This window comes from Buchnera aphidicola (Pemphigus populi) (assembly GCF_964058935.1).
Taxonomy (GTDB): Bacteria; Pseudomonadota; Gammaproteobacteria; order Enterobacterales; family Enterobacteriaceae; genus Buchnera_C; species Buchnera_C aphidicola_D.
The window spans coordinates 547,616-573,701 of sequence record NZ_OZ060372.1 but is presented as its reverse complement, the minus strand read 5'-3'; the positions used below and the strand labels follow the sequence as shown (position 1 = coordinate 573,701).

Genomic DNA, 26,086 nt, shown 5'->3' with positions numbered 1-26,086 from the left:
ATAAACAATATCAATAATGAAATTTTTAATTAATAGTTATAAACTATAACTAAAATTTTTTAAAAAATAAATATAAATTTTAAAAAATATATATCATACATAATTAATTGTAGACGTACGGAGTATGCATATGGTCTGGAATGAACCTAGTGATGATAAATTTAATCACGATCCATGGAGTAAAAAAGATAATAAATCAAATAAAGATATAAAAATAAATAGAAAAAATAAAATATTTTCTTTTAATAAAAAATATTTCTTTTCTTTATTTAGACATATAGTAAAAAACTATGGTAGAAACTTTAATAGATTTAATAATATTAAAACTTCAATTTTTATAATATTAAGTTTGATTTTGTTATGTTCATTTTTTAGTGGATTTTATATTATTAAAGAAAATGAAAAAGGTGTAGTAATACATTTAGGAAAATACAGTCATGTAGTTGATCCAGGATTACATTGGAGACCTATTTTAATTAATAAAATAAAATATATTGATGTTGACATTATACGAGAAATTACATTTTCTAATTTATTATTAAGTATAGAAGAAAAATTATTAAATATAGAAATCAATGCAAAGTATAAGATCGTTAATTTTGAAGATTATCTTTTTTCAGTTGAAAATCCTGATGATAATATTCGTCAAATAATTCGTGGTGTATTGTACAATATAATAGGACGTCATAATATAGATACAATTTTTGTAAAAAATAATGATATCATTAAAAATGAAATTAAAAAAGAAGCAGAAGAAAAGATAAGAATATATAAATTAGGTATCTCTATTACAGATATAAATCTTAAAAAAGTTTGCTATCCGAGAGCAGTGCAATCATCGTTGAATGAAATTAGATTAGCTTATAAGAATAAGCAAAAATATATTAAAATGTCTAAAAATTATGCAAATGAAGTTATTTTTTTAGCTAATAGCAAAGCTCAAAATATTTTAACTCAATCTAAATTATATAAAATGTATAAGATAGAAAAATCAAAAAGTAACATAATTCTTTTCTCAAAAATATTACATGAATATAGAGTTAAAAAAAAAATAATCTTAGAGCAAATTTACATTGAAACCATTGAAAGTATATTAAGTCATATAAAAAAAATATTAGTCGATACAAATCATAATACAATATTATTAATTCCATTAAATAATTTATTACTCAATGATTATAAATTTAACTTATCTCCATATTTTTCTTCTAGAAAAAATATTCAGTTACATTCTTTTCTTTCTATTATAAACAATGATCATGTTGATTATTTTCTATAAAATTTGAGAACAGCTCTTTATAAAATCTTAAAAAATATAGAAAGTATTATTAAAATAGAGGAATTTTTAAAAAATATGAGAAAAATGTATATTTTATTATTAGGTATTTTTTGTTTTTTTTTAAGTACCGGTTTTTTTTTGATTGAAGAAGGAGAACGTGGAATTCTGTTTCGATTCGGGAAAATAGTAAAAAATAAAGATAAAAATATATTACTGTTTACACCGGGATTACATTATAAATTACCTTTAATAGAATCGGTAAAAAAAATAAATTCTAAAATTCAAACCACAGAAAATAGATTACATATTTTTATTGATCAAGAAAAAAAAGATTTAACAATCGATTGTTCCATTCAATGGAAAATAAATGATTTTGGTCGTTATTATTTATCTACCAGAAATAATCATTTCTATAAAATAGAACTTGCATTAAAACAGAAATTAGAAAATATATTATTTTCTACCGTTAATAAATTAAATCAAAATACATCAATTGAAAAAAAAATAAATTTGTTAAATAAAAAAATATATGAAAAATTTAATTTTTATTCATTTGGATTAAAAGATCCTGTTCAAAAATCTTCTTTTTTAAATAAAAAAAATACTATATTAACCAATAAAAATATTAGAGAAGATAGTTTTTCTCTAAAACAACTTATCAATTCTAGTGATATTGAAAATTTAGGGGTACAAGTAGTAGACATATCTATAAAAAAAATTACTTTATCTATTCTAATTTTGAATGAAATTTATCATCATATGCAGTTAGAAAATGAATTTATTGCCAGAAATGAAATATTGAAAGGAAAATTGATAGCTAAAAAAATTAAATCAAAAGCAGATTATGCAGCTATAAAAATATTGTTAGATGCAAATATAAAAGGGTTAATTATTAAAGGAGAAGGTGAAGCAATATCATTAAAATTGTTATCTAGTTTTTTTATCAAAGACCCTAATTTTTATCGTTTTCTTAGAAAACTACAAGTATATGAAAAAATTTTCAATACAGGTAAAAATTTTATTATAATACGTTCAGATAACATTTTTAAAACATATGAAAGATAAAAAAATAATTTTGTTAATTTAAATTGAGATTATTTTTAAAATATTAAATTATATAATAAATATGTTTATTAAAACATATTTATATTTTTTATGTATGAAGACATATTATAGAATTGTATGAAGATCATGTTTTTATAAAATAGGTTATTTTAAAATTATGTATAAAAATATAATAATATTAGGTGCTCAATGGGGAGATGAAGGAAAAGGTAAAATTGTAGATTTATTAACTCAAAAAGCTAAATATGTTGTACGTTATCAAGGAGGTCATAATGCGGGACATACTTTAGTTGTTGAGGGTAAAAAAATAATTCTTCATATAATTCCTTCAGGTATTTTACATAAAAATGTAATAGGTTTACTTGGTAATGGTGTTGTTATTTCTCCCTTTGGATTAATAGATGAAATAAAAAAGTTAGAACAACAAGGTATTTTTGTTAAAGATAAAATATTAATTTCTGAACATTGTTTTTTGATATTACCTTATCATGTAAGAATGGATATAGCACGAGAAAGAAATAGTGGAATGAGTTCTATCGGTACTACAAAACGAGGAATTGGTCCCACATATGAAGATAAAATAGCAAGACGTGGTGTTCGGATTGGAGATTTACGAAATAAAGATAATTTTTCTGTCAATTTAAAAAAGATAATAAAATATTATAATTATCAATTAGTTAATTTTTATAAAGAAAAACCTGTAAATTATAACAACATTTTAAAAGATGTTATGGATGTATCTGATATTTTAATCGATATGACAGCAGATATTCCAAATATCTTATATTCTGCAATTGAATGTAATCAATTGATAGTATTTGAAGGAGCTCAAGGTACTTTATTAGACATTGATCACGGTACCTATCCTTACGTAACATCTTCTAATAGTACTTCTGGAGGTGCAAGCACTGGTTCTGGAGTTGGTCCGTTAAATTTTGATTATATACTTGGAGTTGTAAAAGCATACGCTACTCGCGTAGGGTTTGGTCCTTTTCCAACAGAAGTATTTAATGAATTAGATAATTATTTTTGTAACTATGGATCTGAATTTGGTTCTACGACAGGAAGAAGAAGACGCACTGGTTGGTTAGATATGGTTGCATTAAAACGATCGATAAGAATTAATTCTTTATCTAGTTTAGCTTTAACAAAATTAGATGTTTTAGATAGATTAAAAGAAATTAAAATTTGTATAGCATACAAGAATTTAAAAAACAATTCTATTACTGTTGATACTCCATTTTCTATAGAAGGTTGGAATGAAATAGAACCTATTTATGAAACTTTATCTGGTTGGAATGAAAGTACTTTAGGAATTACTTCTTTATCAAAGTTACCTTTATTAGCACGAAATTATATTAAACGAATAGAAGAGATAACAAAATTACCAATTGATTTTATATCTACAGGGCCTGATCGTAAAGATATAATAAAATTAAATAATTTATTTAATATTTAATAATTATTAAACTAGGGCTAATTTTAAAATTAGTCCTAGTTTAATTTTATAAAACTTTTAGAAAAAATATAAAAAGTTAAATAAATTTTTTAATAAAAATAATTTTTAATTATATGGAATATCGTGTATTGAATTTTTTTTATTACTGCTATATATTATAGTAATAACGTAATTATTTTTTAATAAATTTATTTACTTTTATAAAAATTAATTTTTTAAAAAATCTTATATCCAAAAAGAGTAATTTTATGAGTTATTATGAGATAATATTCATGGTTCATCCAGATCAAAGTGAACACGTACCAAAAATGATAGAACAATATAAAAAATTAATAAAAAAAAATAATGGCACCATATATCGATTAGAAGATTGGGGTAGACGTCAATTGTCCTATTCTATTAATAAATTGCGTAAAGCGCATTATGTGTTAATGAATATAGAAGTTGATTCTAAATTTATTAATACATTATCAAACGATTTTAGGTTTAACACCGCAATCATTCGTAATGTGATTTTAAATATGAAAAAAGCAATAATTGAACCATCTCCTATGGTCAAAATAAAAGAAGAAAAAATAGATAAAAAGGAAGGTATATTGATATAAAAAATGTTTATAACAAATTGTATTTTATAGTTATAATAATCAATATTATATCGTTAATAATAATAACAATTATAAACTATTATTTTTCATAAAAAAAAGGAAAATGTGAATATGGCGCGTTATTTTCGTCGTCGTAAATTTTGTAGATTTACTTCAGAAAAAATTAAAGAAATAGATTATAAAGATATTTCTATATTAAGAAATTATATTACTGAAAGTGGTAAAATTGTACCTAGTAGAATTACTGGCACTAGAGCTAAATATCAACGACAATTATCTCGTGCTATCAAAATAGCTCGTTATTTATCATTACTTCCTTATACCGATCAACATCAGTAATTAAATTTATATTTTTTAATGGAGGATCCATTAATGCAGGTTATTCTTCTTTCTACAGTAAAAAAATTAGGTAATTTAGGTGAATTAGTTCATGTCAAATCAGGATATGCAAGAAACTATTTATTACCTCAAGGAAAAGCAATTTTAGCTACTAAAAGAAATATTGAGATTGTTGAATCTCAAAAAACAAAATTGAGAGAAAAGATAGCTAATAAGTTAAATATTGCTCAATCTAGAGCAAGCAAAATAAAATTAATAGAATCAATAATTATACGATCTAAATCTGGAGAAGAAGGTAAATTATTTGGGTCTATAGGATCCCGTGATATAGCAGAAGCAATAACATTGTTGGGGGTTGCTGTCAACAAAAATGAAATTCGTTTGCCAAATGGTGTACTACGTCATATAGGTAGACATCAAGTAATATTCTATCCTCATAATGAAGTAAGTTTAAATATTAATGTAGATATTGTTTCTAACTCTTAGAGTTTTTGTATATTTTTATTTTTATCAATTATTTTGCAATAAAAGAGTTTTTAAATGTTAAAAAAAATTTTGGTATTAGTTAAAGAAGTTGGATTTATATTAATGAAATACTATCGTAATGAAGTGAAAATGAATATTTCCTATAAACTTGATAAATCTCCTGTAACAGAAGCGGATAAAATAGCGCATAATATTATTAAAAATAAATTAAGTCTTCTAACTCCAAATATTTCTTTTTTATCTGAAGAAAATTTATCTGATTGGAATAAAGATAAAAATTGGAACAAATATTGGTTAATTGATCCATTAGATGGTACAAAAGAATTTGTAAATAAACGAGATGAATTCACAATTAATATTGCATTAATAGATCAAGGAACACCTGTGTTTGGTGTTATTTATGTTCCATTTTTTGATATATTATACTATACAGATAATAATAAAGCTTGGAAACAAGAAAAAGGATATAAAAAAGAAATACATGTCCGTAAATTTTCTCCTCCAAATATTGCTCTGAGTTATTATCATAATAATCATAATATATATGATGCTTTAGAAAAGTTAAAGCCTTATAAAATATTTAAAATAGGTTCTTCTTTAAAATTTTGTTTAGTAGCAGAAGGTAAAATACAGTTGTATCCCCGTATTGGTAAAACAAAAATATGGGATACTGCTGCCGGTGATGCTATTGTTACTGCTGCTGGAGGTATAGTTCGAACATGTAACAATATGCCTTTGAATTACTTTCCATCTATAAATTTTTGTAATCCAGGTTTCTTTGCTGCAAGTGATCAACGATATAAAATAGAATTTTACAAAAACAAAATTAATAATTGATTGATATTAAAATAAAAGTTAAAATGAAAAAAATTAATATTAAGGTATTAGATTCCAGATTAGGCAAAGAGTTTTTATTTTTAAAGTATGCGACTGAAGGTTCTGCAGCTTTAGATTTAATAGCATGTTTAGAAAAAAAATTGAGATTATTATCTTATCAAACAGTTTTATTACCTACTGGAATTGCTATTCATATTGCTGATGCTAATATTACTGCTATGATATTACCTCGTTCTGGATTAGGTCACAAATTTGGCATTGTTTTAGGTAATTTAATAGGTTTACTTGATTCTGATTATCAAGGTGAAGTTATGGTGTCGTTGTGGAACAGGAGTAAAAAAACATATTTTATAAGACCGGGTGATAGAATAGCACAAATAGTTTTTGTTCCTATAATTCGTCCAGAATTTAATATAGTAAATAATTTTACTATAAAGACTGATCGTGGTAATAAAGGATTTGGCCATTCTGGAGATTAATAATTATAATATTTTATTTTTTAGTTCCATATTGTAAACGATAATTATTTAATTTATTTAAATTAAATTTCATATCTTTTTCTTCTGAAAGATAATTAATTACATCTTGTATATTAATTATAGAGATTACTTTACAAGTATATTTACTTTCTATTTCTTTTACGGCAGAGTTTGTTTTATTACCTAATTCTTGACGATCTAAGGATACTATTACTGCAGATATAGATGTTTTATTTTTTTCTTCTATTTTTTTTACTGAATTTTTAATTGCTGTACCCACTGTGATAACATCATCTATAATTATGATGTTTTTTTTCAAATTATGTCCTATTAATTGCCCTCCTTCTCCATATTGTTTTATTTTTTTTCTATTAAAACAAAATGGTAAATTGATATTATAGTATTTATTTAAAGCAAAAGCTGTAGCTGTCACAATAGGAATGCCTTTATAAGCTAATCCATACAATACATTACCATTTATTTTTGATTCAACTATGGCATGAGCATAAAATTTACCTAATTTAGAAATATCTTTTCCGGTATAAAATAAACCGGAATTAAAAAAATAAGGGCTTTTTCTTCCGGATTTTAATTGAAAATCTCCAAACTGTAATACTTTCTTTTTTAAAGAGAATTTAATAAATTCTTGTTTCCAATCAACCATATTACTTATCCTGTGATTTGATAAAAATATCGTTTAAAAAAATTATATTTTAAAAAATAAAATTTTTTTATAAATATAAAAACAATTTTATTTTATAAGAAATAAACATTTTTACATTGTATGTATTACGCTTTCAATCATATACTAGAAATAGTTTTTGGCCCTTGCTGGATTTGAACCAGCGACCAAGCGATTATGAGTCGCCTGCTCTTACCTCTGAGCTAAAGGGCCGATTTCTTTTTTATCTCAGCTATTATATATTATGATTTAAATGATAATATATCAAGTGATATTCTACATATTTTATTAATATTTTTTATAAAAATAAAATTTAAATACATATCATTATAAAAAGAAATTTATTGATATAAAAAAAAAATAATGTTAAAATAATTCTTTCCTCTGTAGTTCAGTTGGTAGAACGGCGGACTGTTAATCCGTATGTCACTGGTTCGAATCCAGTCGGAGGAGCAATTGATTTTCTATTAACAGATTTTATTTCTTTTTACATTTTCTTCTCTTGTTTGATAATATAGTTGATTTAGCTATATAATCATCTTTTCTATTTTTATAATAACTTTTATTATTATCTAGAATATATCGAATTTCTATTCAAATTAATTTTTTAATATAATCACTAATATAATATAATAAAAATATTTTCTTTTTATTATGACGTATTTTCTACATGGTAAATTTTATTTTTTAATTTATTTTCTTACGAAACGAATAAACATAATTATATAGATTATGCAAATTTTTTTTGGATTATTCATATTTTTTACTTTATATTTTTACATTTTTTTGTTTTTATAAATATAAATTTTTTAATTAATTAACAGCGTGTAATTACATCATGATAAGAATTTTAAAAAAATATAAAGATGATACGTTAAAATTCCTATTTTATGATTATGAAACATTTGGAACTAATCCTGCTTTAGATAAACCCGTTCAATTTGCATGTATTCGTACCGATGTTAATTTTAACATGATTGAAGAACCGACAATATTATTCTGTTATCCACCAATAGATTATTTACCTAATGCAGAAGCAATATTAATTACAGGTATTACTCCACAATATACATTTTCATCAGGTTTTAACGAATTTTATTTTGCTAAGAATATTTATAATATACTTAATACAGGTAATACTTGTGTGATCGGTTATAATAATATTCGTTTTGATGACGAGATTACTCGTAACATTTTTTATAGAAATTTGCTTGATCCTTATTATTGGACCTGGATGAATGGGAATTCACGTTGGGATTTATTAGATGTTGTTCGTGCATATTATGCATTTCGACCTAATAAAATTAATTGGCCAATAAATAAATTAGGTATTCCTAGTTTTAAATTAGAAGATATTAGTAAAGCAAATAATATTTCTCACTTCATGGCACATGATGCTCTTTCAGATGTTTATGCAACTATTTCATTAGCAAGATTTTTGAAAGAAAAAAATACTAGATTATTTCAATTTTTATTTCAAAATCGTAGTAAAAAAAAATTATTAAGTATAATAAATATTCATAATATGAAGCCAATGTTTTATGTATCAGGATTATTTGGAAATGCTCGTAGTAACGTTAGTTTAATTGTACCTTTTTTATGGCATCCTAAAAATAAAAATATATTAATAGGTATTGATTTAACAAAAAATGTTTTAACTTTAATAAGTTATTTAAATAATATATATACACAACCAGTAAATTATAATACTATTTTTTCACTTGGACTGATTTTTGTCTATATAAATAGATGTCCAATATTAGCTCCAGAAAGTTGTCTTTCAAAAAAAGATTTAAATAGATTGAATATTGATGATAAATATTGTTATAAAAATTTACATATTTTAAAAAATACAGTATTAATTAAAAAAAATATTTTATTTATTTTAAATTTTGATCATGTAATGGTATCTAAAGATATTGATGAAAGAATTTATGACGCTTTTTTTTGTGATAAAGATAAGAATATTATTAAAAGATTAAATCGGCAACTTCCATTAAATTCTATTAGCAATAGAATTGAGTTCTGTGATGATAGAATAAAAGATATATTATTTCGTTGTAAAGCACGTAATTTTCCTTATTTTTTGAAAAATAATGAAAAAATTACATGGTTAAAGTATTGTCGCACAATATTAAATAAAGAATTAATATATAATTATAGATCCAATATTGAAATTTTATTAAAGAAATATAGTAATCATATAAAAAAAAATTTTTTATTAAAAGAATTATTACTTTATGTTAAAGATTTAGAAAACTATATTTTCTCATAATTTATAATATAAATATTTTCTATTTATTAAAATTATCAAATATAAATATGTAATATTATTTTGGAAATAAAATTCTTATTTTTAGTTATGATTATTAAGCAAATATTTTTTATTAACAATATGATAGATATTTATATATCACTGAATTAGATAAATAATTTAAGAAATTACACATTTTATTTTTTAAAAATCAATGAAAGATATCATCTTTAATTGATATGATAAATAATATAATTATTAACAATATACTTATTCCTTAAAAATAATATTTTTATATTAAGAATAGATTTATTAATCGTATTAATTATTTTATAAATAAAGATAAATATATATATAAATTTATTTTAATAAACAATATAATTTTAATATTGGCACTTATTATTTAATATCTTCCATTATAAATAATGTATTGATTATTAGATGCAGATCTATTTTTTATGGGGAAAGTTTTTATTTTATATTCTTAAACAAGAAATTTATCATATGTTTTTCTATTATCTTCCTGTCATTGACAGAGAATGTGTTTAATTTTTTTTCATTAATTAATATAGTTTGTTTAGATATCCACATGTTCCAAGCTAATTTAGAAATTTCATTATAGATACGTTTGCCTAACGTACCTGGATATATCTGATAATCTTGTCCTTCTGCTTTTTTTTTTAAGAATTTACAAAAAATAATACGATTCATTTTATATTTTTATCTCTTATTATATTTTAAAAAATCACAGTTTATTTAGTATTTTTTTAACAGGACTAGATAAACCAATTAATTGTGGTTTTGTAAGATTATACCAAATAGCATTGCTATTATGATATATATTATTTTTTTGTAAAAGAGTTAAATTTATATATATAGGTACAATATATAATTGTAAATGAGTTAAATAGTGATACATAGGATTGATGATTTTTTTTTCATTTTTTTTAATTTTTTTATTTTTCATCCAAGATAGTGCATTTATTTCATTATAAAATTCTGGAAAAGAAAATAAATTTGCCCAAATACCGTATGAAGGTCGTTTTTTAAGTAATACATAATGATTATATTGTAAAATCAAAAAATAAAAAGTTTTTTTTAAAATATTTTTATTAGTATATTTTTTAGGATACTTTTCAAAATTTTTTTTGGATAAAGTAATACAATTAATATGTAACGGACAGATATTACATTTTGGATTTGTACGTTTACAAATTAAAGATCCTAAATCCATCATAGCTTGATTAAATTTTCCAGTATTATAGATTGGAGTGATTTTATCAATAGTTTTCCATAGTTCGTTTTCTGTTTTGCGTTTATTCATTTCTGTGCTAATTGCATAGTAACGAGTTAAAACTCTTTTAACATTTCCATCTAAAATAGGGTAATAATATCCAAATGCTAGTGATAAAATAGCTCCAGCTGTAGATTTTCCTATTCCGGGCAGTTTAACAAGATCTATAAAATTATCCGGAAATTGATTATTATATTTTTCTGCAATAATTTTAGTTGTTTTGTATAAATTTTTTGCTCTAGTATAATATCCTAATCCACTCCAAAGATATAAAATCTCATTTATAGAAGCCAACTTTAAACTATTGAAATTTGGAAATTTTTTTATAAAAACATTGAAATAAGGAATTACTGTTTTTACTTGTGTTTGTTGTAACATGATTTCAGATAGCCATATTTTATAAGGTGTTTTTTCTGTTTGCCAAGGCAAATTTTTTCTACCATTTACGTGGTACCAATTTATAATTAACTGATGGAATTTAGAAAATGTATTTATCATATACTTATGATCCAGTTGATTTATAATATTTTATTTCCAATGGAGTATAAAATATTTTTACATGATTTTGTAAATAAAATATAAGGATAGTGATGTGATAGAAAATATAATTGTTCCACAATATAACAATAATGGTATATTTTTACGTCAGATTCGTAGTTTTGTTGTTAGAAACAATAAATTCAATGATTCTGAGTTAACAATAATAAAAAAGATTTTTCCTATAATAGGTTTATTGTTTCAAAAAGAAAAAATAAATTTTGAAAATATTTTTGATAGTTTTTCTCCCGTAGTATTAGAAATTGGATTTGGAACGGGAAATACATTAGTAGATACTGCTATTTCAAATGAGAGTAAAAATTTTTTGGGCATTGAAGTACATAAAATAAGTATCATAAAATGTTTAAAATATTCGTTTTTAAAAAAAGTAAAAAATTTAAAAATAATATATCATGATGCAGAAGAGGTATTATTTTATATGATTAAAAACGAAACTTTGTCCAGAGTACAATTATTTTTTCCTGATCCATGGCATAAAAAACGACATCATAAAAGAAGAATTTTAAAAAAAAAATTTATTAATTTAATTTTAAAGAAATTAATGTTAGGTGGTATCTTACATATAGCTACTGATTGCCAGTATTATGCAGATAGCGTGATCGAGATAATAAAATTTATTCCTGGTTATAAAAATTTATCTCAAGAGAATAATTATATTCCAAGACCTGTATTTCGCCCCATAACTAAATTTGAAAAAAAAGCTATTTTTTTAAAAAATTCTGTATTTGATTTAATTTTTAAAAAGATAATGTGATTTCTAATCATGCAGAAAAATTTCTAATAAAGAATTTAAAAATAGTTTACCTTTTTTTGTTGTTTTCCAAGTTTTTGAGGTTTCTTCTAAATAACCTTGAGAAATAGCCAGTTTAATATCTTTTTTAATATAAGTTTCGTTAAGAAAAGTATATTGGTTAAATTTGTTTCGATATGTTGATTGAAATAATCTTAAAGTATTCATAAAATATTCGAAAGGTTTATCTTTATCTTTTACTTTATATTTTTTTTTTATATATTTTCCATTTATAAAATCTGTGACTCCTTTATTTTTAATAATTCTTATTAATGTTCCGTTTTTTTGTGTTAATTTACCATGAGCCCCACAACCTATTCCTAAGTAATCACCATACTTCCAATAATTAATGTTGTGTTGGCAATGATATCCTTTTTTCGAATAAGAAGAAATTTCGTATTGTTTGTAACCAAATGTATTTAATAACTTTCTTCCTTGTTCCCATATTTTCCATATTTCTTCTGTATTTGGTAAATTTAATCGTTTGCTATAAAAGATAGTATTTGGTTCGATAGTTAATTGATACCAAGAAATATGAGATGGATTTAAAGAAATGGCTTTTTTTAGATCTGATAAAGCATCATTGCATGATTGTGATGGCAGTCCATACATGATATCAAAATTGATATTTTTAAGTTTACAATTATACATAATATTTTTAATAGTGTTTATATTAATACTTTCTTTATCTCGTTCTAATAAATTTAATTGTTTTTTATTAAAGGTTTGTATACCTATAGAGATTCTGTTAATACCAATTTCTTTGTATTTTAAAATTTTTTTATATGTAATAGTGTTTGGGTTCGCTTCTAAGGTAATTTCTGCTGATGGAGAAATGTAAACATGTTTTCTTATCTCTTGTAACATAAATTGAATAGATTCACTTTTAAACAAACTCGGTGTACCTCCACCAATAAAAATAGTGTTAATCATTCTTTCAGAAATAAAAGGTATATCATATTTTAAATCTAATATTAGATGATGAATATATTCTTTTTCGTTAATTTTGTTTTTTGTTACGTAAGAATTGAAATCACAATAAGGACATTTTTTAATGCACCAAGGAATATGAACATATAAACTAAGAGGAGGAAGAGCAAACATAGAATTATTTTAACCATTTGATTATTATATATTTTATAAATTTATTAATTTTTTTATTCATGACATAAAATATATGTATTAAAAATAGAAAATTAGAATATACCATATATATTTAAATATATTTTTTCTATAGGTATAGAAACGTTTATTGATTTTATATATAAGATAATAATTGATTATTATATAAATATTTCATATTAGTAATATTTAATATTTTTTAAGAGTGTAAATTTTTTTATATTTTTATCATAAAATTTCAATTATTATGTAAGTTACAGTAATACTTATTTTTTATTAAAAATCATTTTTCTTTGTCAAATAAGTATTTAAGAACCAGCTTTCTAATATAATTACTGCTGACATAGAGTCAATCTTATTTTTTTTAAGTGCTTTAAAACCACCTTTTTCAAATAATATAGATTTAGCTTCTACTGTACTCAAACGTTCATCATGTAATTTTACTGGTAAAAAAAATTTTTTTTTATTAATTTTGCAAATTTTTCTGCTCTTTTTGTTATTTTTTGTTTACTACCATCTATATTTAATGGGAGACCAACTATAATAGATTGTGGTTCCCATTCTAATAAAAGAGAATTTATTTGGTTCCAATTTGGTATACCTAATTTAGCTGGAAGAGCATTTAATGCATGTGCTGTAAAAGTTAATTTTTGTCCTACAGCTACACCAATATTTTTTATTCCAAAATCAAAAGATAATATATTCATATTTAAATATCTCAAAATAAATAATACCATTTATAGTGGTTTTAACCGCTTATTTTTTTCCTTTTTATTATTTCTTTTTCGATAGTATTGATGATTAATTCAGTTATAGATATATCACAATAAGATTCAATTTCGCAAATTCCAGTAGGACTAGTAATATTAATTTCTATTAATTTTTTTCCAATGATATCAATTCCCACAAACAGTAATCCCATTTTTTTTAAGATAGGGGCAATATTATTAGCTATCATAAAATCATTATCATTTAATTTTTCTGGTTTACCGATTCCGCCAGCAGATAAATTACCTCTAGTTTCACCAGATTTCGGAAATCTGGCTAAGCACCATGGAAATACTATTCCGTTTATAATAAAAATTCGTTTATCTCCTTGTTCTATTTCTGGTAAATAATTCTGTGATATACAATATGAGGTTTCATATTTTGTCATAGTTTCAATAATAACTGAGATATTAGGATCATTTTTTTTTATACGAAAAATAGAAACTCCTCCCATACCATCTAAAGGTTTTATTATTATATCTTCATGTTTTCTTAAAAATTGACGAATTAAAGTAGAATTACTAGTCACTAATGTTTCTGGTATAATTGTAGGAAAGTATGTAGCGAATATTTTTTCATTATAATCTCTTAAACTTTTAGGTTTATTAATAATCAATACACCTAATTTTTCTGCTGATTCTAAAATATACGTTGCATAAATAAATTTATTATCTACAGGAGGATCTTTACGCATTAAGATTACATCTAAACTAGATAATGCTATGTATTCTTCTTCTTTAAAAAAGAACCATTTTTTTTTATTTTTTTCTATTTTTAATTTTCGAGTTCTGGCATAACTGTTATTTTTTATCAAAAATAAATCATTAATTTCCATATAATAAATTTCATATTTTTTTTCTTGTGCTTTTAATAGTATAGCAAAACTAGAATCTTTATTAATATTAATAGTAGAAATGGGATCCATTACTATGCCTAATTTAATTTTCATTTTTTCAGTCGTTTTATTTAAAAAATCAGAAAGTTGTGTCCTCATTTTTAATGAGGTATTGAATATAATTAGATAAGGTTAATTTTATTTTTTCTTAATTTTAAAATTTAATTAAATATTGTTACGATATAAGATATATATTAAAAAAATACTAATTTTATAGTAGTAAGAAATAATTCTAATTTTTTATCGATTATTATGGATACATAAAATATATATTTAGATTAATATTTATTAATTCAATTTCATTATTTATTTTTTCAAATAATATAGATAAGCGATTATTTAATCGTCTAATTAGTTAAAAATAATTTAAATATATATTTTTTATCTTCTAATTATGATTATAGCGTATATAAAATGTAAAGCATATAAAAAAGATTATCTTATAGATAAAAAATACATTTTTAGTAAATATTGATATCATATATGGTTCATTCTTCATTATATTGAGGGCCTGCATAATTATCAAATCTAGACCAATGTCCATTAAAAGTTAATCTTATTTTTCCGATAGGACCGTTTCTTTGTTTACCTATAATAATTTCTGCAACGCCTTTTAAATCGCTATCTTCATGATATACTTCATCCCGATATATAAACATGATAAGATCAGCATCTTGTTCCAGAGAACCTGATTCCCGTAAATCTGAGTTAACAGGTCTTTTATCAGATCTTTGCTCTAGCGATCTATTGAGTTGAGATAATGCTATTACGGGAACTTGTAGTTCTTTTGCTAAAGATTTTAAAGATCTTGAAATTTCTGCAATTTCCAATGTTCGGTTATCAGATAAGGATGGTACTCTCATCAGTTGTAAGTAATCCACCATAATTAAACTTAATCCATTATTTTCACGATATATGCGACGAGCTCTTGAACGTACTTCACTAGGAGTTAAACCAGAGGAATCATCGATATACATATTTTTCTTTTTTAATAAAATATTCATTGTACTAGAAATTCTTGACCAATCTTCATCTGTTAATTGTCCAGTACGAATATTAGATTGATTTACCCTAGATAAGGAAGCTAACATTCGCATCATAATTTGTTCTACTGGCATTTCGAGGCTAAATATTAATACTGGTTTATCATAAATCATAGCAGAATTTTCACATAAATTCATAGCAAAAGTAGTTTTTCCCATAGATGGTCTTGCAGCTATGATGATTAAATCAGAACGTTGTAATCCAGATGTTTTTTTATTTAAATCTTGGTATCCAGTATTAATTCCAGTGACCCCGTCATGTGGATTTTTGAATAATTTTTCTATATTCTCTACAGTCATATCAAGAATTTTTTCTATATTTTTAGGTCCAGAATCTTTTTTAGATCTTTTTTCTGCAATTTCAAACACGCTTGATTCAGCGTAATCTAATAATTCTTCGCTTTTTCTTCCTTGAGGATTATATCCAGCATTAGCTATTTTATTTGCGACTACTATCATTTCTCTGACTACAGCACGTTCTCGCACTATGTCTGCATAAGCTGTAATATTTGCAGTACTGGGGGTGTTTTTTGATAGTTCTGCTAAATAAGAAAATCTACCAACTCTTTCTAGAGCTCCTTTTTGTTCCAAAGACTCTGATAAAGTAATTAAATCAATAGGATTACCAAGATCTAGCAACTGTTGCATTTCACGAAAAATTAAACGATGAGGAAGGCTAAAAAAATCATCAGCCACAATACGTTCTGAAACTGTATCCCATCTTTCATTATCCAGCATTAAGCCTCCTAATACAGACTGTTCTGCTTCTAGTGAATGCGGAGGTATTTTAAATGTATGTATTTGATTTTCTTTTATTTTTTTTTTATAAAATTTATTTTCTGACATATGTATATTATATTATCATGTAATGAATAGATTTAAAATTATAACCTAATTTTGATGTAAGAAACTATATGACAATGTATCTATTTACACCTAGTTTCACAAAAATATTTTTAGTTTTTTTTAATTAATAACTTAATTACTTTTATTTTTAGGAATCAATAAAATATTTTTTTAGATTCTAATAATCTGATTTTTTATGTTCTATTACACTAAAAGTTCTATTTTTTTAGAATATAAATTTCTATAGCATATATCTAATATATGATTTAACATTTCTATTGGTTTTTTGTAATTAATTTTTATTTTTTATGAAAATATTGTATATGGAATGTGTTTAATATTTTTTAGGATCATTAAACATTTGAAAGTAATTTAAATAACAGTAATTAACTTTATAATATGTGTTTTCTTATCTTAATGTCTTTATTGTGTGGTTATAATTTATTTTATTTTATGAATTTTATGCAACTATTAATGGTAACGAATAAACTTTTTAAATATTTTATAATCTATAAAATTCATAATTTAGAAAGAAATATTTATATCTTTATAAAGTTTTACGTATATAGATGATACATTTTATGCATGTTTTTTATTTTATAATTTCTTTATAAAGAAATTATTTAAAGAGTAATATATATTATATTATCTTTGCTAATATGTTTAATAGTAAAAATGAGTTTAATACAGCTAAAACATTTTTAATGGAATTTATAGAATTTTATTTTTTATTGGATCTTTTTAAAAGGATTAATTTAAGTCATTTAAAGGAATAGTCTATATTAAAATCACTTTTATTATACATTTTTTATCAGAAATTTTAGTATTACTTTTAATAATTTAGATAGAATAAAATTAGATGTTTATCTTTCCATTGAACGTTAATCTGAATTATTAAAGATTACTTTATTATACTTATAATTAAGAATAGTATTGATAGTCATTTTTGTGGTATATAATGATGTATTAGATGGTTAATTTGAGATTAAAATAACAATAATATTACTTAATATAATTTATTGTGGGTGTTAAAGAAAATTTATTTTTTATTATTTAATAGCATGTTATCATTTTTAATGATAAAAAATATAATTAAAATAGATGTTATTTTATTTTATTTAAAATCAATTGTATATATTCATATTGATTGTTACTTTTATATAATTATTTTTAATAAAAAATTTACTTTTATATAAATATATTAATATTTATTTAATCATTATTATTAATAATAGTTAATATTTTTAAGTATTTACCTATGTGATATAGTTTTATATATAAAAAAATATTTTATATTAAAAATATATTAAAAAATAATAATGTAATTAAATATATTGAATAGGTAAAAAAATGGCAAGCAGAGGTATAAATAAAGTAATTCTCATTGGTAATTTAGGTCAAGATCCAGAAGTTCGTTATATGCCTAATGGTGGTGCTGTAGCAAATATCACCCTAGCCACTTCTGAGACATGGAGAGATAAAAATACAGGAGAAATGAAAGAAAAAACAGAATGGCATAGAGTGGTATTATTTGGAAAATTAGCCGAAATAGCCAGAGAATATCTTAAAAAGGGTGCTCAGGTATATATAGAAGGTGCATTACAAACCAGAAAATGGCAAGACCAAAGTGGTATAGATCGTTATACTACAGAAATTATCGTAAATATTAGCGGTACAATGCATATGTTAGGAAATAGAAATTCTAATCATTCAATGTCTAGTGGATATGTAAAAAAAAGTAATATAATATTACCAGAACAAAATAAATTAGAGAAAAATGATAGACAATCTCATCAATCAAGTTCTTATAATAAGAACGAGACTTCTGTTAATGATGAGAATCAAATTGATTTTGATGACGACATTCCTTTTTAAAAAATATGTTTTTAAAATTAGTATAATCATAGCGCCCCGTATTTAGGGGGGCTAGTAGTTTATTAATTGTTTTAAAAACATATTTATAAATAATTTTAATTTTTTTAAAAAATCATTTTTATTAAATATTTTTAAAATAAAATTTCATGAATAGTAAAATTTTATGAGTAATTATATTATATAATGCTTTTTTTAAATTTTAATAAATATTTACAAAATTCTTTTGGTTTTGTAATAAAAGGTGCATGTGCTGATTTTTTTATAATAATAGAGTTACTATTTGGTATTTTTTTATCTAAAATATTGGCTATTTTTTTGGGCACAAGGGGATCTAAATCACCATATATTCTAAATAATGGAATTTTTAACTTTTTTATGCTATGTCTTAAATCAATAGTACATAAAATTTTAAATCCTTCTTTTAAAGCTTTTTTTTTAGGATGGGGATATGATCCCATCATTTTTTTTAATATTGAAATACCATTATAAGGTTTAAATGAATTAAAAATTTGTAAATCTATAAAATTTTGAATAGTTATTGAATAGTGATTAACTAAATTATGAAAAATATTTTTTAATTTTTTGGAATGAATTCCTGGCCATTTTGGATGAGTTATAAAACAAGGAGAAGAAGCTACGTTAATAATAGCTCGAATATTTTCAGGATAGTATAATCCCATAGTATTAGCAATTAATCCTCCTAGAGACCAACCTAACCAAATAGCGTTTTTTGGCATATGAGAAGATAAAATTTGTATTATTGATTCCAGCGTTATTGCTGAACAATTTCTACTTAACCCAAATCCAGGTAGATCTACTAAATATAATGTAAAATGTTTATTCAGTTTAGGAATAATATGATACCATATTTTTATGTTAGATCCCCATCCATGTAAGAGTATTAAATTAATATTTCCTGATCCTATCTTTTCCCAATATAATCTATCCATATTTTTCTAAAAAAATATTATTTAAGATGCTATATGTAATATATATTACAATAGATAAAGATATTTTAATGTATTTAATTAATATTAATGATCTTATTTTCTATTAGTCAAGAAAATAAATAAATTTTTATCTTGTTATAAAGTAAGCAAATGGGTATTATAAAAAATTATTTACTATTAATATTTTACTAAATTTTTCTTACTATGATTTATATTTCTAAATTAGCTCAACAACATTTTAAGACATTACTTGCAGATAAAAAAATAGGAACACAAATCCGCGTATTTGTTATTAATCCTGGCACATCCGGAGCAGAATGTGGAGTATCTTACTATAATAAAGATGAAATAAAAAAAAATGATGTGGAAATAACATATTCTGGGTTCAATGTCTACATTAGAGAATCTGATGTTCCATATTTAAAAGATGCAAAAATTGACATTGAATTAGAAGGTGTAAATTCTGAATTAACTTTAAGCGCTCCTTTTGCTAAATATAGAAACAATAATGCAAATTTATCTTTAAAAAATAGAGTTCAGTCTTTATTAGATATTGAAATTAATCCTAATTTATCTTTACATGGTGGTCGCGTAGTGTTAATAGATGTTACGGAATCAGGATATGTTAAATTGAAATTTAGCGGAGGTTGTAATGGATGTTCAATGATTAATGTAACATTAAAAGAAAATATAGAAAAAAAATTATTACTCGCTTTTCCTGAATTAAGAGGTATTACTGATTTAACTATGCATAAATATGGCAGTCATTCTTATTATTAATAGCAGTGTAATTTTTATATATTATTATCTAATTTTAATGTAATTTTGTTTTAAAATAAATCAATTAAATATATTTTTACATTCTGGAGTTAATTCTCCTCTTATATTTTCTTGCATTATTTCTCTTATTTTTTTATTAGATAAATTTTTACTAAATAAAAAATGTAGTTTAGTAAGAGTTGCTTCTATGGTTAAATCATATCCACTGACGACTCCAATATCGGCTAATGAATTTCCTGTTGCGTATCCTTTCATATTTACTCTTCCAGATACGCATTGTGTTAAATTAACAATAATTATATTATGTTGGCAAGCAATTCTTAATTCATTTAAAAAATTCCTATCCTGAGGAGCATTACCTACTCCATAAGAACATAAAATTAATGCTTTCACTGGTTGTAGTAGAAAATTATGAATGACTTTAGCTGAAATTCCTGGATAAATTATAATGACTCCAATCGGTTGTGGAGTTACGTAATGTCTTGTAAAATTTTTTCTTATATCTGTTATAAGAGGTTTAAATATATAACGAATTTGTATCCCTATTTCAATTAATGGAGTGAAATTAGGAGAAATAAATGCATTTAATCCGTCTGCATTAGCTTTAGTTGTTCTATTACCTCGGTATAATTTATTATTAAACAGTAGCGTGACTTCAGAAATAGGATAATGTGCCGCTATAATTAAAGCATTAAGTAGATTTTGTCTGCCATCAGAACGTATTTCAGAAAGAGGTATTTGTGAACCTGTAATAATTACTGGTTTTTGTAAATTTTCTAATAAAAAAGATAGTGCTGAGGCAGTATAAGACATGGTATCAGTACCGTGTAAAACGATAAATCCATCATATTTTTTATAGTTTATATAAATATCGTTTGCTATGATTTGCCATTCTATTGGTGTCATATTAGACGAATCAATTAACGGTTGATACTCATGTATTATAAAATTAGGAATTTCTGATTTGTGGAAATCAGGCATATTACTTAATTGTTTTTGTAGATAACCAGATATAGGAATATAACCATGTTTTGATTTTTTCATTCCAATTGTACCACCGGTATAGGCAATATATATAAATTTTTTATTCATTTTCGTCTCTAAATATTAAAAAATTAAAATATTAAATATTGATTTATATTACTATAATATTAATTTTTATAATATATTTAATATTTATAGATATTTTTTTAAAAGACAAATGAATCATTTTTTATAAAAACATTTTTGGTTATTGTATAATATTTTAAATATTAATTTAAAATAGTGTTATTTATAATGATTAAAAAAAAATTAGATTCAAGTTTTTTTTCAGAAATAAAAAAAAGAAGAACATTTGCAATCATTTCTCATCCTGATGCTGGGAAAACAACTATTACTGAAAAGATATTATTGTTAGGAAAAGTTATTCATAAATCTGGTACTATTAAAGCTAGGGGTTCAGGTAAATATGTTACATCTGACTGGATGAAAATTGAAAAAAAAAGAGGGATTTCTATTACCAGTTCTGTTATGCAATTTTATTATAAATTGCATTTAATTAATTTATTAGATACACCTGGCCATGAAGATTTTTCAGAAGATACTTATCGCATCATTACTGCTGTAGATTGTTGTTTAATGATTATAGATGCTGCTAAAGGAGTGGAAGAGAGAACAAAAAAATTAATTGATGTTACTAGATTAAGAAATACTCCTATTATCACTTTCATTAATAAATTAGATAGAGATGCTAAAAATCCTATAGAATTATTTGATGATATTGAGAATCAATTAAAAATATCTTGTGCTCCTATTACTTGGCCAATTAATTGTGGTAATTTATTTCAAGGAATATATCATATACAGAATAAAGAAATATGGATTTATAATAAAAATGTAAAAAATAATAAAGAAAAATTATTTTTTTTTAAAATAACAGATTTGAATGATGATTTTTTAGATAAAAAAATAGGAAAAGAATCAGCTAAACAATTACGTGAAGAAGTAGAGTTAATCCATCAGTGTTATTTGTCATTCGATTATTCTTTTTTTTTACAAGGAATTTTAACTCCGGTATTTTTTGGCAGTGCTTTAAGTAATTTCGGTATAGAGCATATGTTGAATAGTTTAATCAATTGGGCTCCATATCCAATATATAGAAAAACTAACATTAGAAAAGTGGAGCCTAATGAAAAATATTTTTCTGGTTTTGTTTTTAAAATACAAGCTAATATGGATCTTAAACATAGGGATCGTATTGCTTTTATAAGAATAGTTTCAGGAAAATATACTAAAGGTATGAGATTACTACATGTACGAACCAGGAAATATTTTGTTTTAAACGATGCTCTTACATTTTTAGCTGGAGATCGATTTTCAGTAAATTACGCTTATCCAGGAGATATTATAGGCATACATAATTATGGTTGGATAAAAATAGGCGATACTTTTACACAGGGTGAAATAATGAAATTCATTGGTATTCCTAATTTTTCTCCTGAAGTGTTTCGTTGTATTCGGTTGGTTAATCCATTTAAACAAAAACAATTGCTAAAAGGATTAAAAGAATTATCAGAGGAAGGTGCTGTACAAATATTTCGTCCAGTATTAAATAATAATTTAATATTGGGAGTAATAGGTGAATTACAATTTGATATTGTTATTGAAAGATTGAAAGAAGAATATTATATAGAGGCTATTTATGAAAGTATAAATATTATCACTGCAAGATGGATTTCATCTATTGATAATAAACAGCTCAATGAATTTAAATTAAAATATGTGGCTAATTTAGCCATTGATGGTAATAATCAATTAGCATATATTGCTCCGAGTTTGGTTAACTTAAATATTGTTACTTCACGTTATCCAAATATTACTTTTTCTAAAATTAGAGAAAATTAATATTATTTAATAATTTTTAATATTTTTATTTTTAGATAAAATAATAAAAAATTTATATAAGTTATAATTTAAGGGTAATTTAGTAATAACTTTTTAATGTTATCAGGATATATAATAATATATGAAACGTGCATTTGTTTTAGTGTTAGATTCTTTTGGTATAGGTTCAAGTAGTGATGCATATAAGTTTGATGATGATGGTGCAGATACTTTTGGACATATATTACAAGCCTGTTCGAATGGATTAGCTAATAAAAATAGAAAAGGTCCATTAAAAATACCAAACCTAATGTCTTTAGGTTTAGGTGAATTAGTAGAAAAATCAAAAAAAAAAATATTATTTTCTGCTAATGATACCATCAATATTATAGGGAGCTATGCATACGCCAGCGAAATTTCTTCAGGTAAAGATACTATTTCTGGACATTGGGAAATAGCTGGTGTTCCTGTATTATTTAATTGGGATTATTTTAAAAATAAAGAAAATAGTTTTCCTCGGATGTTACTAGAAGAAATTTTAACACGTTCTCATTTAACAGGATCGTTAGGAAATTGTCATGCTTCTGGAACAACGGTATTGGATAATTTTGGTGAAGAACATATTCATACGGGAAAACCTATTTTTTATACTTCCGAAGATTCAGTATTTCAAATTGCCTGTCATGAAAAGATATTTGGTTTGCAAAAACTGTATAATCTTTCTTTAACAGTAAGACAAATATTAAATGAAAATAAATATAATATTGGCAGAGTCATTGCTAGACCATTTATTGGTTTTAAAAAAAAACAATTTATTAGAACAAATAATAGAAGTGATTTTTCCAATCAACCTCATTCTGTGACGGTATTAAAAAAATTAATTGATGAAAAATGCGGTATTGTGATTGGAATAGGTAAAATTTCAGATATTTATGCTGGAGTAGGTATTACACATAATATAAAATCTACTGGATTAAATAATTTGTTAGATGACACTATGAATCAAATAAAAAAATCTGTGGATAATACTATTATTTTTACTAATTTTGTTGATTTTGATTCTTTATGGGGACATCGTCGTGATGTTTCAGGATATGCTAAGGGGTTAGAGTTATTTGATTCTCGTTTACCTGAATTATTAAAATTGATAGAGAAAGAAGATATCTTGATTATAACAGCTGATCATGGTTGTGACCCAACATGGTTGGGTACTGATCATACAAGAGAAAATGTACCTATTTTAATTTATAGACCTGGTATGACATCTAAATATTTGGGCCATCGTAAAACATTTGCAGATATAGGACAGACATTAGCACAGTACTTTAGTTTATCTAAAATGAAGTATGGAATTACTATGTTATAATTTTATGTATATACATATTATTGTCAATAAAATATCACACAAAAGGAAATCAATATGGTTACTCCTCATATGAATGCCAAGATGGGAGATTTTTCAGATATAGTAATTATGCCAGGTGATCCAATTAGAGCGAAATATATAGCTGATAATTATTTAAAAAATGTTATTGAAGTAAATAATATCAGATCAATGTTTGGATGTACTGGTACTTATAAAAATCGTAAAATTTCCATCATGAGTCATGGTATAGGTATACCATCATGTTCTATTTATGTAAAAGAATTAATTACTGAATATCAAGTAAAAAAAATTATAAGAGTGGGGACCTGTGGAGCTGTAATGAATCGTATAGGTTTACATGATATCGTGGTTGGCATGGGTGCATGTACTGATTCAAAAGTTAATAGATTAAATTTTAAGGATAATGATTTTTCAGCTATTGCTAGTTTTCCCATGTTATTAAATGTATTTACAGCAGCTAAAACTCTTAAGATAAATATAAATATAGGAAATTTATTCACAACTGATTTATTTTATTACGATAATAAGGATATGTTGGATATAATAGAAAAATATGGAATTTTAGGGATAGAAATGGAAACAGCAGGAATATATGCTTTAGCAGCAAAATACAATATTGAAGCTATTTCTATTTGTACGGTAACAGATCATATCAAAAAATCAATTAAAGTTACTGCAGAAGATAGACAGTCTACTTTAGATAAAATGATTTATTTATCTTTGGAATCTATTTTATTGTAAATAAAAAAATTAATGTGTATTTATCATACATTATATATTTAAGATGGATAAAAAATTAAATTTTAAAAAATAATTTTATAATTTTTTGGTGAGGAAGGGATTCGAACCCTTGATACGTTTCCATAATACACGCTTTCCAGGCGTGCTCCTTAAGCCTCTCGGACACCTCACCTATTTTAAAATAAATTTTAAATATTTTTAATATATAATAATTAACATAAAAAATAAGATCAAGTTTTTTATATTTTTAATTATTTCAACGTTTCTTATTACATAAGATTGAAATATGATTGTGTAAATAAATATTTTTATAAATTAAATTATTATTATAATAATATTATTTAATTTTTCAATTAACATTTTTTTAGATGAATAATCTATTTTGTATATATGGAATATGTAAATTTTTTATAAAGCAGTATTCTTATACTGATATCATAGAGTATTAATTTTTTATTAAAAATTAATTACTTATTAATTTAATACAATAAACATTGTTCATAATTAACTATAATTAATAGTTATTATACACATATTTTAAAATAAATATTTATAATCTTTGATGTGAAATATTTGGTGCTATTAAAATTATTTAGTAATATAGTTAAGTCTTTTATCTAGTAATAAAATATTGTTAGTGATTCACAAAAATACAAATTAAGTATGAATAGTATTAATGAATAAAAT

General features: G+C 23.4%; 24 protein-coding genes, 3 tRNA genes and 1 pseudogene. 16 read left to right on the top strand and 12 right to left on the bottom strand.

The features are described from left to right. Nucleotides 1-130: 130 nt before the first annotated feature. The 8 genes from hflK to dut all read left to right on the top strand — a co-directional run bounded on the left by hflK (nucleotide 131) and on the right by dut (nucleotide 6,549). Nucleotides 131-1,279 carry an FtsH protease activity modulator HflK gene (gene hflK, locus AB4W65_RS02490; RefSeq protein WP_367673572.1) on the top strand — a complete coding sequence of 383 codons (1,149 nt, stop codon included), beginning with the start codon at nucleotides 131-133 and terminating at the stop codon, nucleotides 1,277-1,279. An 84-nt stretch (nucleotides 1,280-1,363) separates the two neighbouring features. Continuing rightward, nucleotides 1,364-2,344, top strand: a complete 981-nt coding sequence (gene hflC / locus AB4W65_RS02485) for a protease modulator HflC (protein WP_367673571.1) — start codon at nucleotides 1,364-1,366, stop codon at nucleotides 2,342-2,344. Between the two features lie 157 nt (nucleotides 2,345-2,501). After that, entirely contained in the window at nucleotides 2,502-3,803 is a 1,302-nt protein-coding gene (locus AB4W65_RS02480) for an adenylosuccinate synthase (RefSeq protein ID WP_367673570.1), read from the top strand. Nucleotides 3,804-4,051: 248 nt separating this feature from the next. Further along, nucleotides 4,052-4,408 (top strand): 30S ribosomal protein S6, encoded by a 357-nt coding sequence (gene rpsF, locus AB4W65_RS02475; RefSeq protein WP_367673569.1) that lies wholly within the window; start codon nucleotides 4,052-4,054, stop codon nucleotides 4,406-4,408. 111 nt (nucleotides 4,409-4,519) lie between these two features. After that, on the top strand, nucleotides 4,520-4,747 hold the full coding sequence (gene rpsR, locus AB4W65_RS02470; RefSeq protein ID WP_367673568.1) for a 30S ribosomal protein S18: 228 nt from the start codon (nucleotides 4,520-4,522) through the stop codon (nucleotides 4,745-4,747). A 33-nt stretch (nucleotides 4,748-4,780) separates the two neighbouring features. After that, the gene (gene rplI / locus AB4W65_RS02465; protein WP_367673567.1) at nucleotides 4,781-5,233 is read left to right on the top strand and encodes a 50S ribosomal protein L9; all 453 of its coding nucleotides are present in this window, start codon (nucleotides 4,781-4,783) and stop codon (nucleotides 5,231-5,233) included. Between the two features lie 54 nt (nucleotides 5,234-5,287). Beyond that, entirely contained in the window at nucleotides 5,288-6,070 is a 783-nt protein-coding gene (gene cysQ, locus AB4W65_RS02460; RefSeq protein WP_367673566.1) for a 3'(2'),5'-bisphosphate nucleotidase CysQ, read from the top strand. A gap of 23 nt (nucleotides 6,071-6,093) precedes the next feature. Then, entirely contained in the window at nucleotides 6,094-6,549 is a 456-nt protein-coding gene (gene dut, locus AB4W65_RS02455) for a dUTP diphosphatase (protein WP_367673565.1), read from the top strand. A gap of 13 nt (nucleotides 6,550-6,562) precedes the next feature. Here dut and pyrE read toward each other — a convergent pair whose 3' ends face one another. Next, entirely contained in the window at nucleotides 6,563-7,213 is a 651-nt protein-coding gene (pyrE, locus tag AB4W65_RS02450; RefSeq protein WP_367673564.1) for an orotate phosphoribosyltransferase, read from the bottom strand. A 158-nt stretch (nucleotides 7,214-7,371) separates the two neighbouring features. Then, nucleotides 7,372-7,444 (bottom strand) — tRNA-Ile (locus AB4W65_RS02445). Between the two features lie 167 nt (nucleotides 7,445-7,611). On the opposite strand from AB4W65_RS02445, the gene AB4W65_RS02440 reads away from it, so the two are divergent. After that, nucleotides 7,612-7,684: transfer RNA gene (locus tag AB4W65_RS02440), tRNA-Asn, on the top strand. A gap of 24 nt (nucleotides 7,685-7,708) precedes the next feature. On the opposite strand, the gene AB4W65_RS02435 is transcribed toward AB4W65_RS02440, so the two are convergent. Continuing rightward, nucleotides 7,709-7,810, bottom strand: coding sequence for a hypothetical protein (locus AB4W65_RS02435; protein WP_367673837.1), 102 nt, complete (start codon nucleotides 7,808-7,810; stop codon nucleotides 7,709-7,711). Nucleotides 7,811-8,069: 259 nt separating this feature from the next. Between AB4W65_RS02435 and sbcB the strand changes: the two genes are divergently transcribed. Next, nucleotides 8,070-9,506, top strand: a complete 1,437-nt coding sequence (sbcB, locus tag AB4W65_RS02430) for an exodeoxyribonuclease I (protein ID WP_367673563.1) — start codon at nucleotides 8,070-8,072, stop codon at nucleotides 9,504-9,506. Nucleotides 9,507-9,956: 450 nt separating this feature from the next. Here sbcB and AB4W65_RS02425 read toward each other — a convergent pair whose 3' ends face one another. Both AB4W65_RS02425 and mutY read right to left on the bottom strand, forming a co-directional pair. Continuing rightward, nucleotides 9,957-10,196 (bottom strand): oxidative damage protection protein, encoded by a 240-nt coding sequence (locus AB4W65_RS02425; protein ID WP_367673562.1) that lies wholly within the window; start codon nucleotides 10,194-10,196, stop codon nucleotides 9,957-9,959. 34 nt (nucleotides 10,197-10,230) lie between these two features. Beyond that, nucleotides 10,231-11,277, bottom strand: a complete 1,047-nt coding sequence (gene mutY / locus AB4W65_RS02420; RefSeq protein WP_367673561.1) for an A/G-specific adenine glycosylase — start codon at nucleotides 11,275-11,277, stop codon at nucleotides 10,231-10,233. A gap of 94 nt (nucleotides 11,278-11,371) precedes the next feature. Between mutY and trmB the strand changes: the two genes are divergently transcribed. Beyond that, the gene (gene trmB / locus AB4W65_RS02415; RefSeq protein ID WP_367673560.1) at nucleotides 11,372-12,091 is read left to right on the top strand and encodes a tRNA (guanosine(46)-N7)-methyltransferase TrmB; all 720 of its coding nucleotides are present in this window, start codon (nucleotides 11,372-11,374) and stop codon (nucleotides 12,089-12,091) included. Nucleotides 12,092-12,094: 3 nt separating this feature from the next. On the opposite strand, the gene hemW is transcribed toward trmB, so the two are convergent. The 4 genes and pseudogenes from hemW to dnaB all read right to left on the bottom strand — a co-directional run bounded on the left by hemW (nucleotide 12,095) and on the right by dnaB (nucleotide 16,801). Next, nucleotides 12,095-13,231, bottom strand: coding sequence for a radical SAM family heme chaperone HemW (gene hemW / locus AB4W65_RS02410; protein WP_367673559.1), 1,137 nt, complete (start codon nucleotides 13,229-13,231; stop codon nucleotides 12,095-12,097). Between the two features lie 294 nt (nucleotides 13,232-13,525). After that, nucleotides 13,526-13,956 (bottom strand): annotated as a pseudogene (gene ruvX / locus AB4W65_RS02405) (Holliday junction resolvase RuvX). Nucleotides 13,957-13,997: 41 nt separating this feature from the next. Beyond that, nucleotides 13,998-15,011, bottom strand: coding sequence for a glutathione synthase (gene gshB, locus AB4W65_RS02400; RefSeq protein ID WP_367673558.1), 1,014 nt, complete (start codon nucleotides 15,009-15,011; stop codon nucleotides 13,998-14,000). Between the two features lie 389 nt (nucleotides 15,012-15,400). Beyond that, entirely contained in the window at nucleotides 15,401-16,801 is a 1,401-nt protein-coding gene (dnaB, locus tag AB4W65_RS02395) for a replicative DNA helicase (protein ID WP_367673557.1), read from the bottom strand. A 1,350-nt stretch (nucleotides 16,802-18,151) separates the two neighbouring features. Here dnaB and AB4W65_RS02390 point away from each other — a divergent pair. Continuing rightward, nucleotides 18,152-18,676: a single-stranded DNA-binding protein gene (locus AB4W65_RS02390; RefSeq protein WP_367673556.1), complete on the top strand. Its 525-nt coding sequence runs from the start codon at nucleotides 18,152-18,154 to the stop codon at nucleotides 18,674-18,676. Between the two features lie 176 nt (nucleotides 18,677-18,852). Here the strand turns inward: AB4W65_RS02390 and bioH are convergent, their stop codons facing one another. Beyond that, nucleotides 18,853-19,626: a pimeloyl-ACP methyl ester esterase BioH gene (gene bioH, locus AB4W65_RS02385; RefSeq protein WP_367673555.1), complete on the bottom strand. Its 774-nt coding sequence runs from the start codon at nucleotides 19,624-19,626 to the stop codon at nucleotides 18,853-18,855. 204 nt (nucleotides 19,627-19,830) lie between these two features. Here bioH and AB4W65_RS02380 point away from each other — a divergent pair, with 204 nt between their 5' ends. Then, nucleotides 19,831-20,406, top strand: coding sequence for an NfuA family Fe-S biogenesis protein (locus AB4W65_RS02380; RefSeq protein WP_367673554.1), 576 nt, complete (start codon nucleotides 19,831-19,833; stop codon nucleotides 20,404-20,406). Between the two features lie 60 nt (nucleotides 20,407-20,466). On the opposite strand, the gene ansA is transcribed toward AB4W65_RS02380, so the two are convergent. Next, complete coding sequence (ansA, locus tag AB4W65_RS02375) at nucleotides 20,467-21,498, bottom strand: asparaginase (RefSeq protein WP_367673553.1); 1,032 nt, start codon at nucleotides 21,496-21,498, stop codon at nucleotides 20,467-20,469. A gap of 186 nt (nucleotides 21,499-21,684) precedes the next feature. Here ansA and AB4W65_RS02370 point away from each other — a divergent pair, with 186 nt between their 5' ends. From AB4W65_RS02370 to deoD, 3 genes are all read left to right on the top strand, one after another. Further along, nucleotides 21,685-23,292 (top strand): peptide chain release factor 3, encoded by a 1,608-nt coding sequence (locus AB4W65_RS02370; RefSeq protein ID WP_367673552.1) that lies wholly within the window; start codon nucleotides 21,685-21,687, stop codon nucleotides 23,290-23,292. A gap of 121 nt (nucleotides 23,293-23,413) precedes the next feature. Next, on the top strand, nucleotides 23,414-24,637 hold the full coding sequence (locus AB4W65_RS02365) for a phosphopentomutase (RefSeq protein ID WP_367673551.1): 1,224 nt from the start codon (nucleotides 23,414-23,416) through the stop codon (nucleotides 24,635-24,637). 54 nt (nucleotides 24,638-24,691) lie between these two features. Beyond that, entirely contained in the window at nucleotides 24,692-25,399 is a 708-nt protein-coding gene (gene deoD, locus AB4W65_RS02360) for a purine-nucleoside phosphorylase (RefSeq protein WP_367673550.1), read from the top strand. Between the two features lie 86 nt (nucleotides 25,400-25,485). Here the strand turns inward: deoD and AB4W65_RS02355 are convergent. Beyond that, nucleotides 25,486-25,571: transfer RNA gene (locus AB4W65_RS02355), tRNA-Ser, on the bottom strand. Nucleotides 25,572-26,086 lie beyond the last annotated feature (515 nt).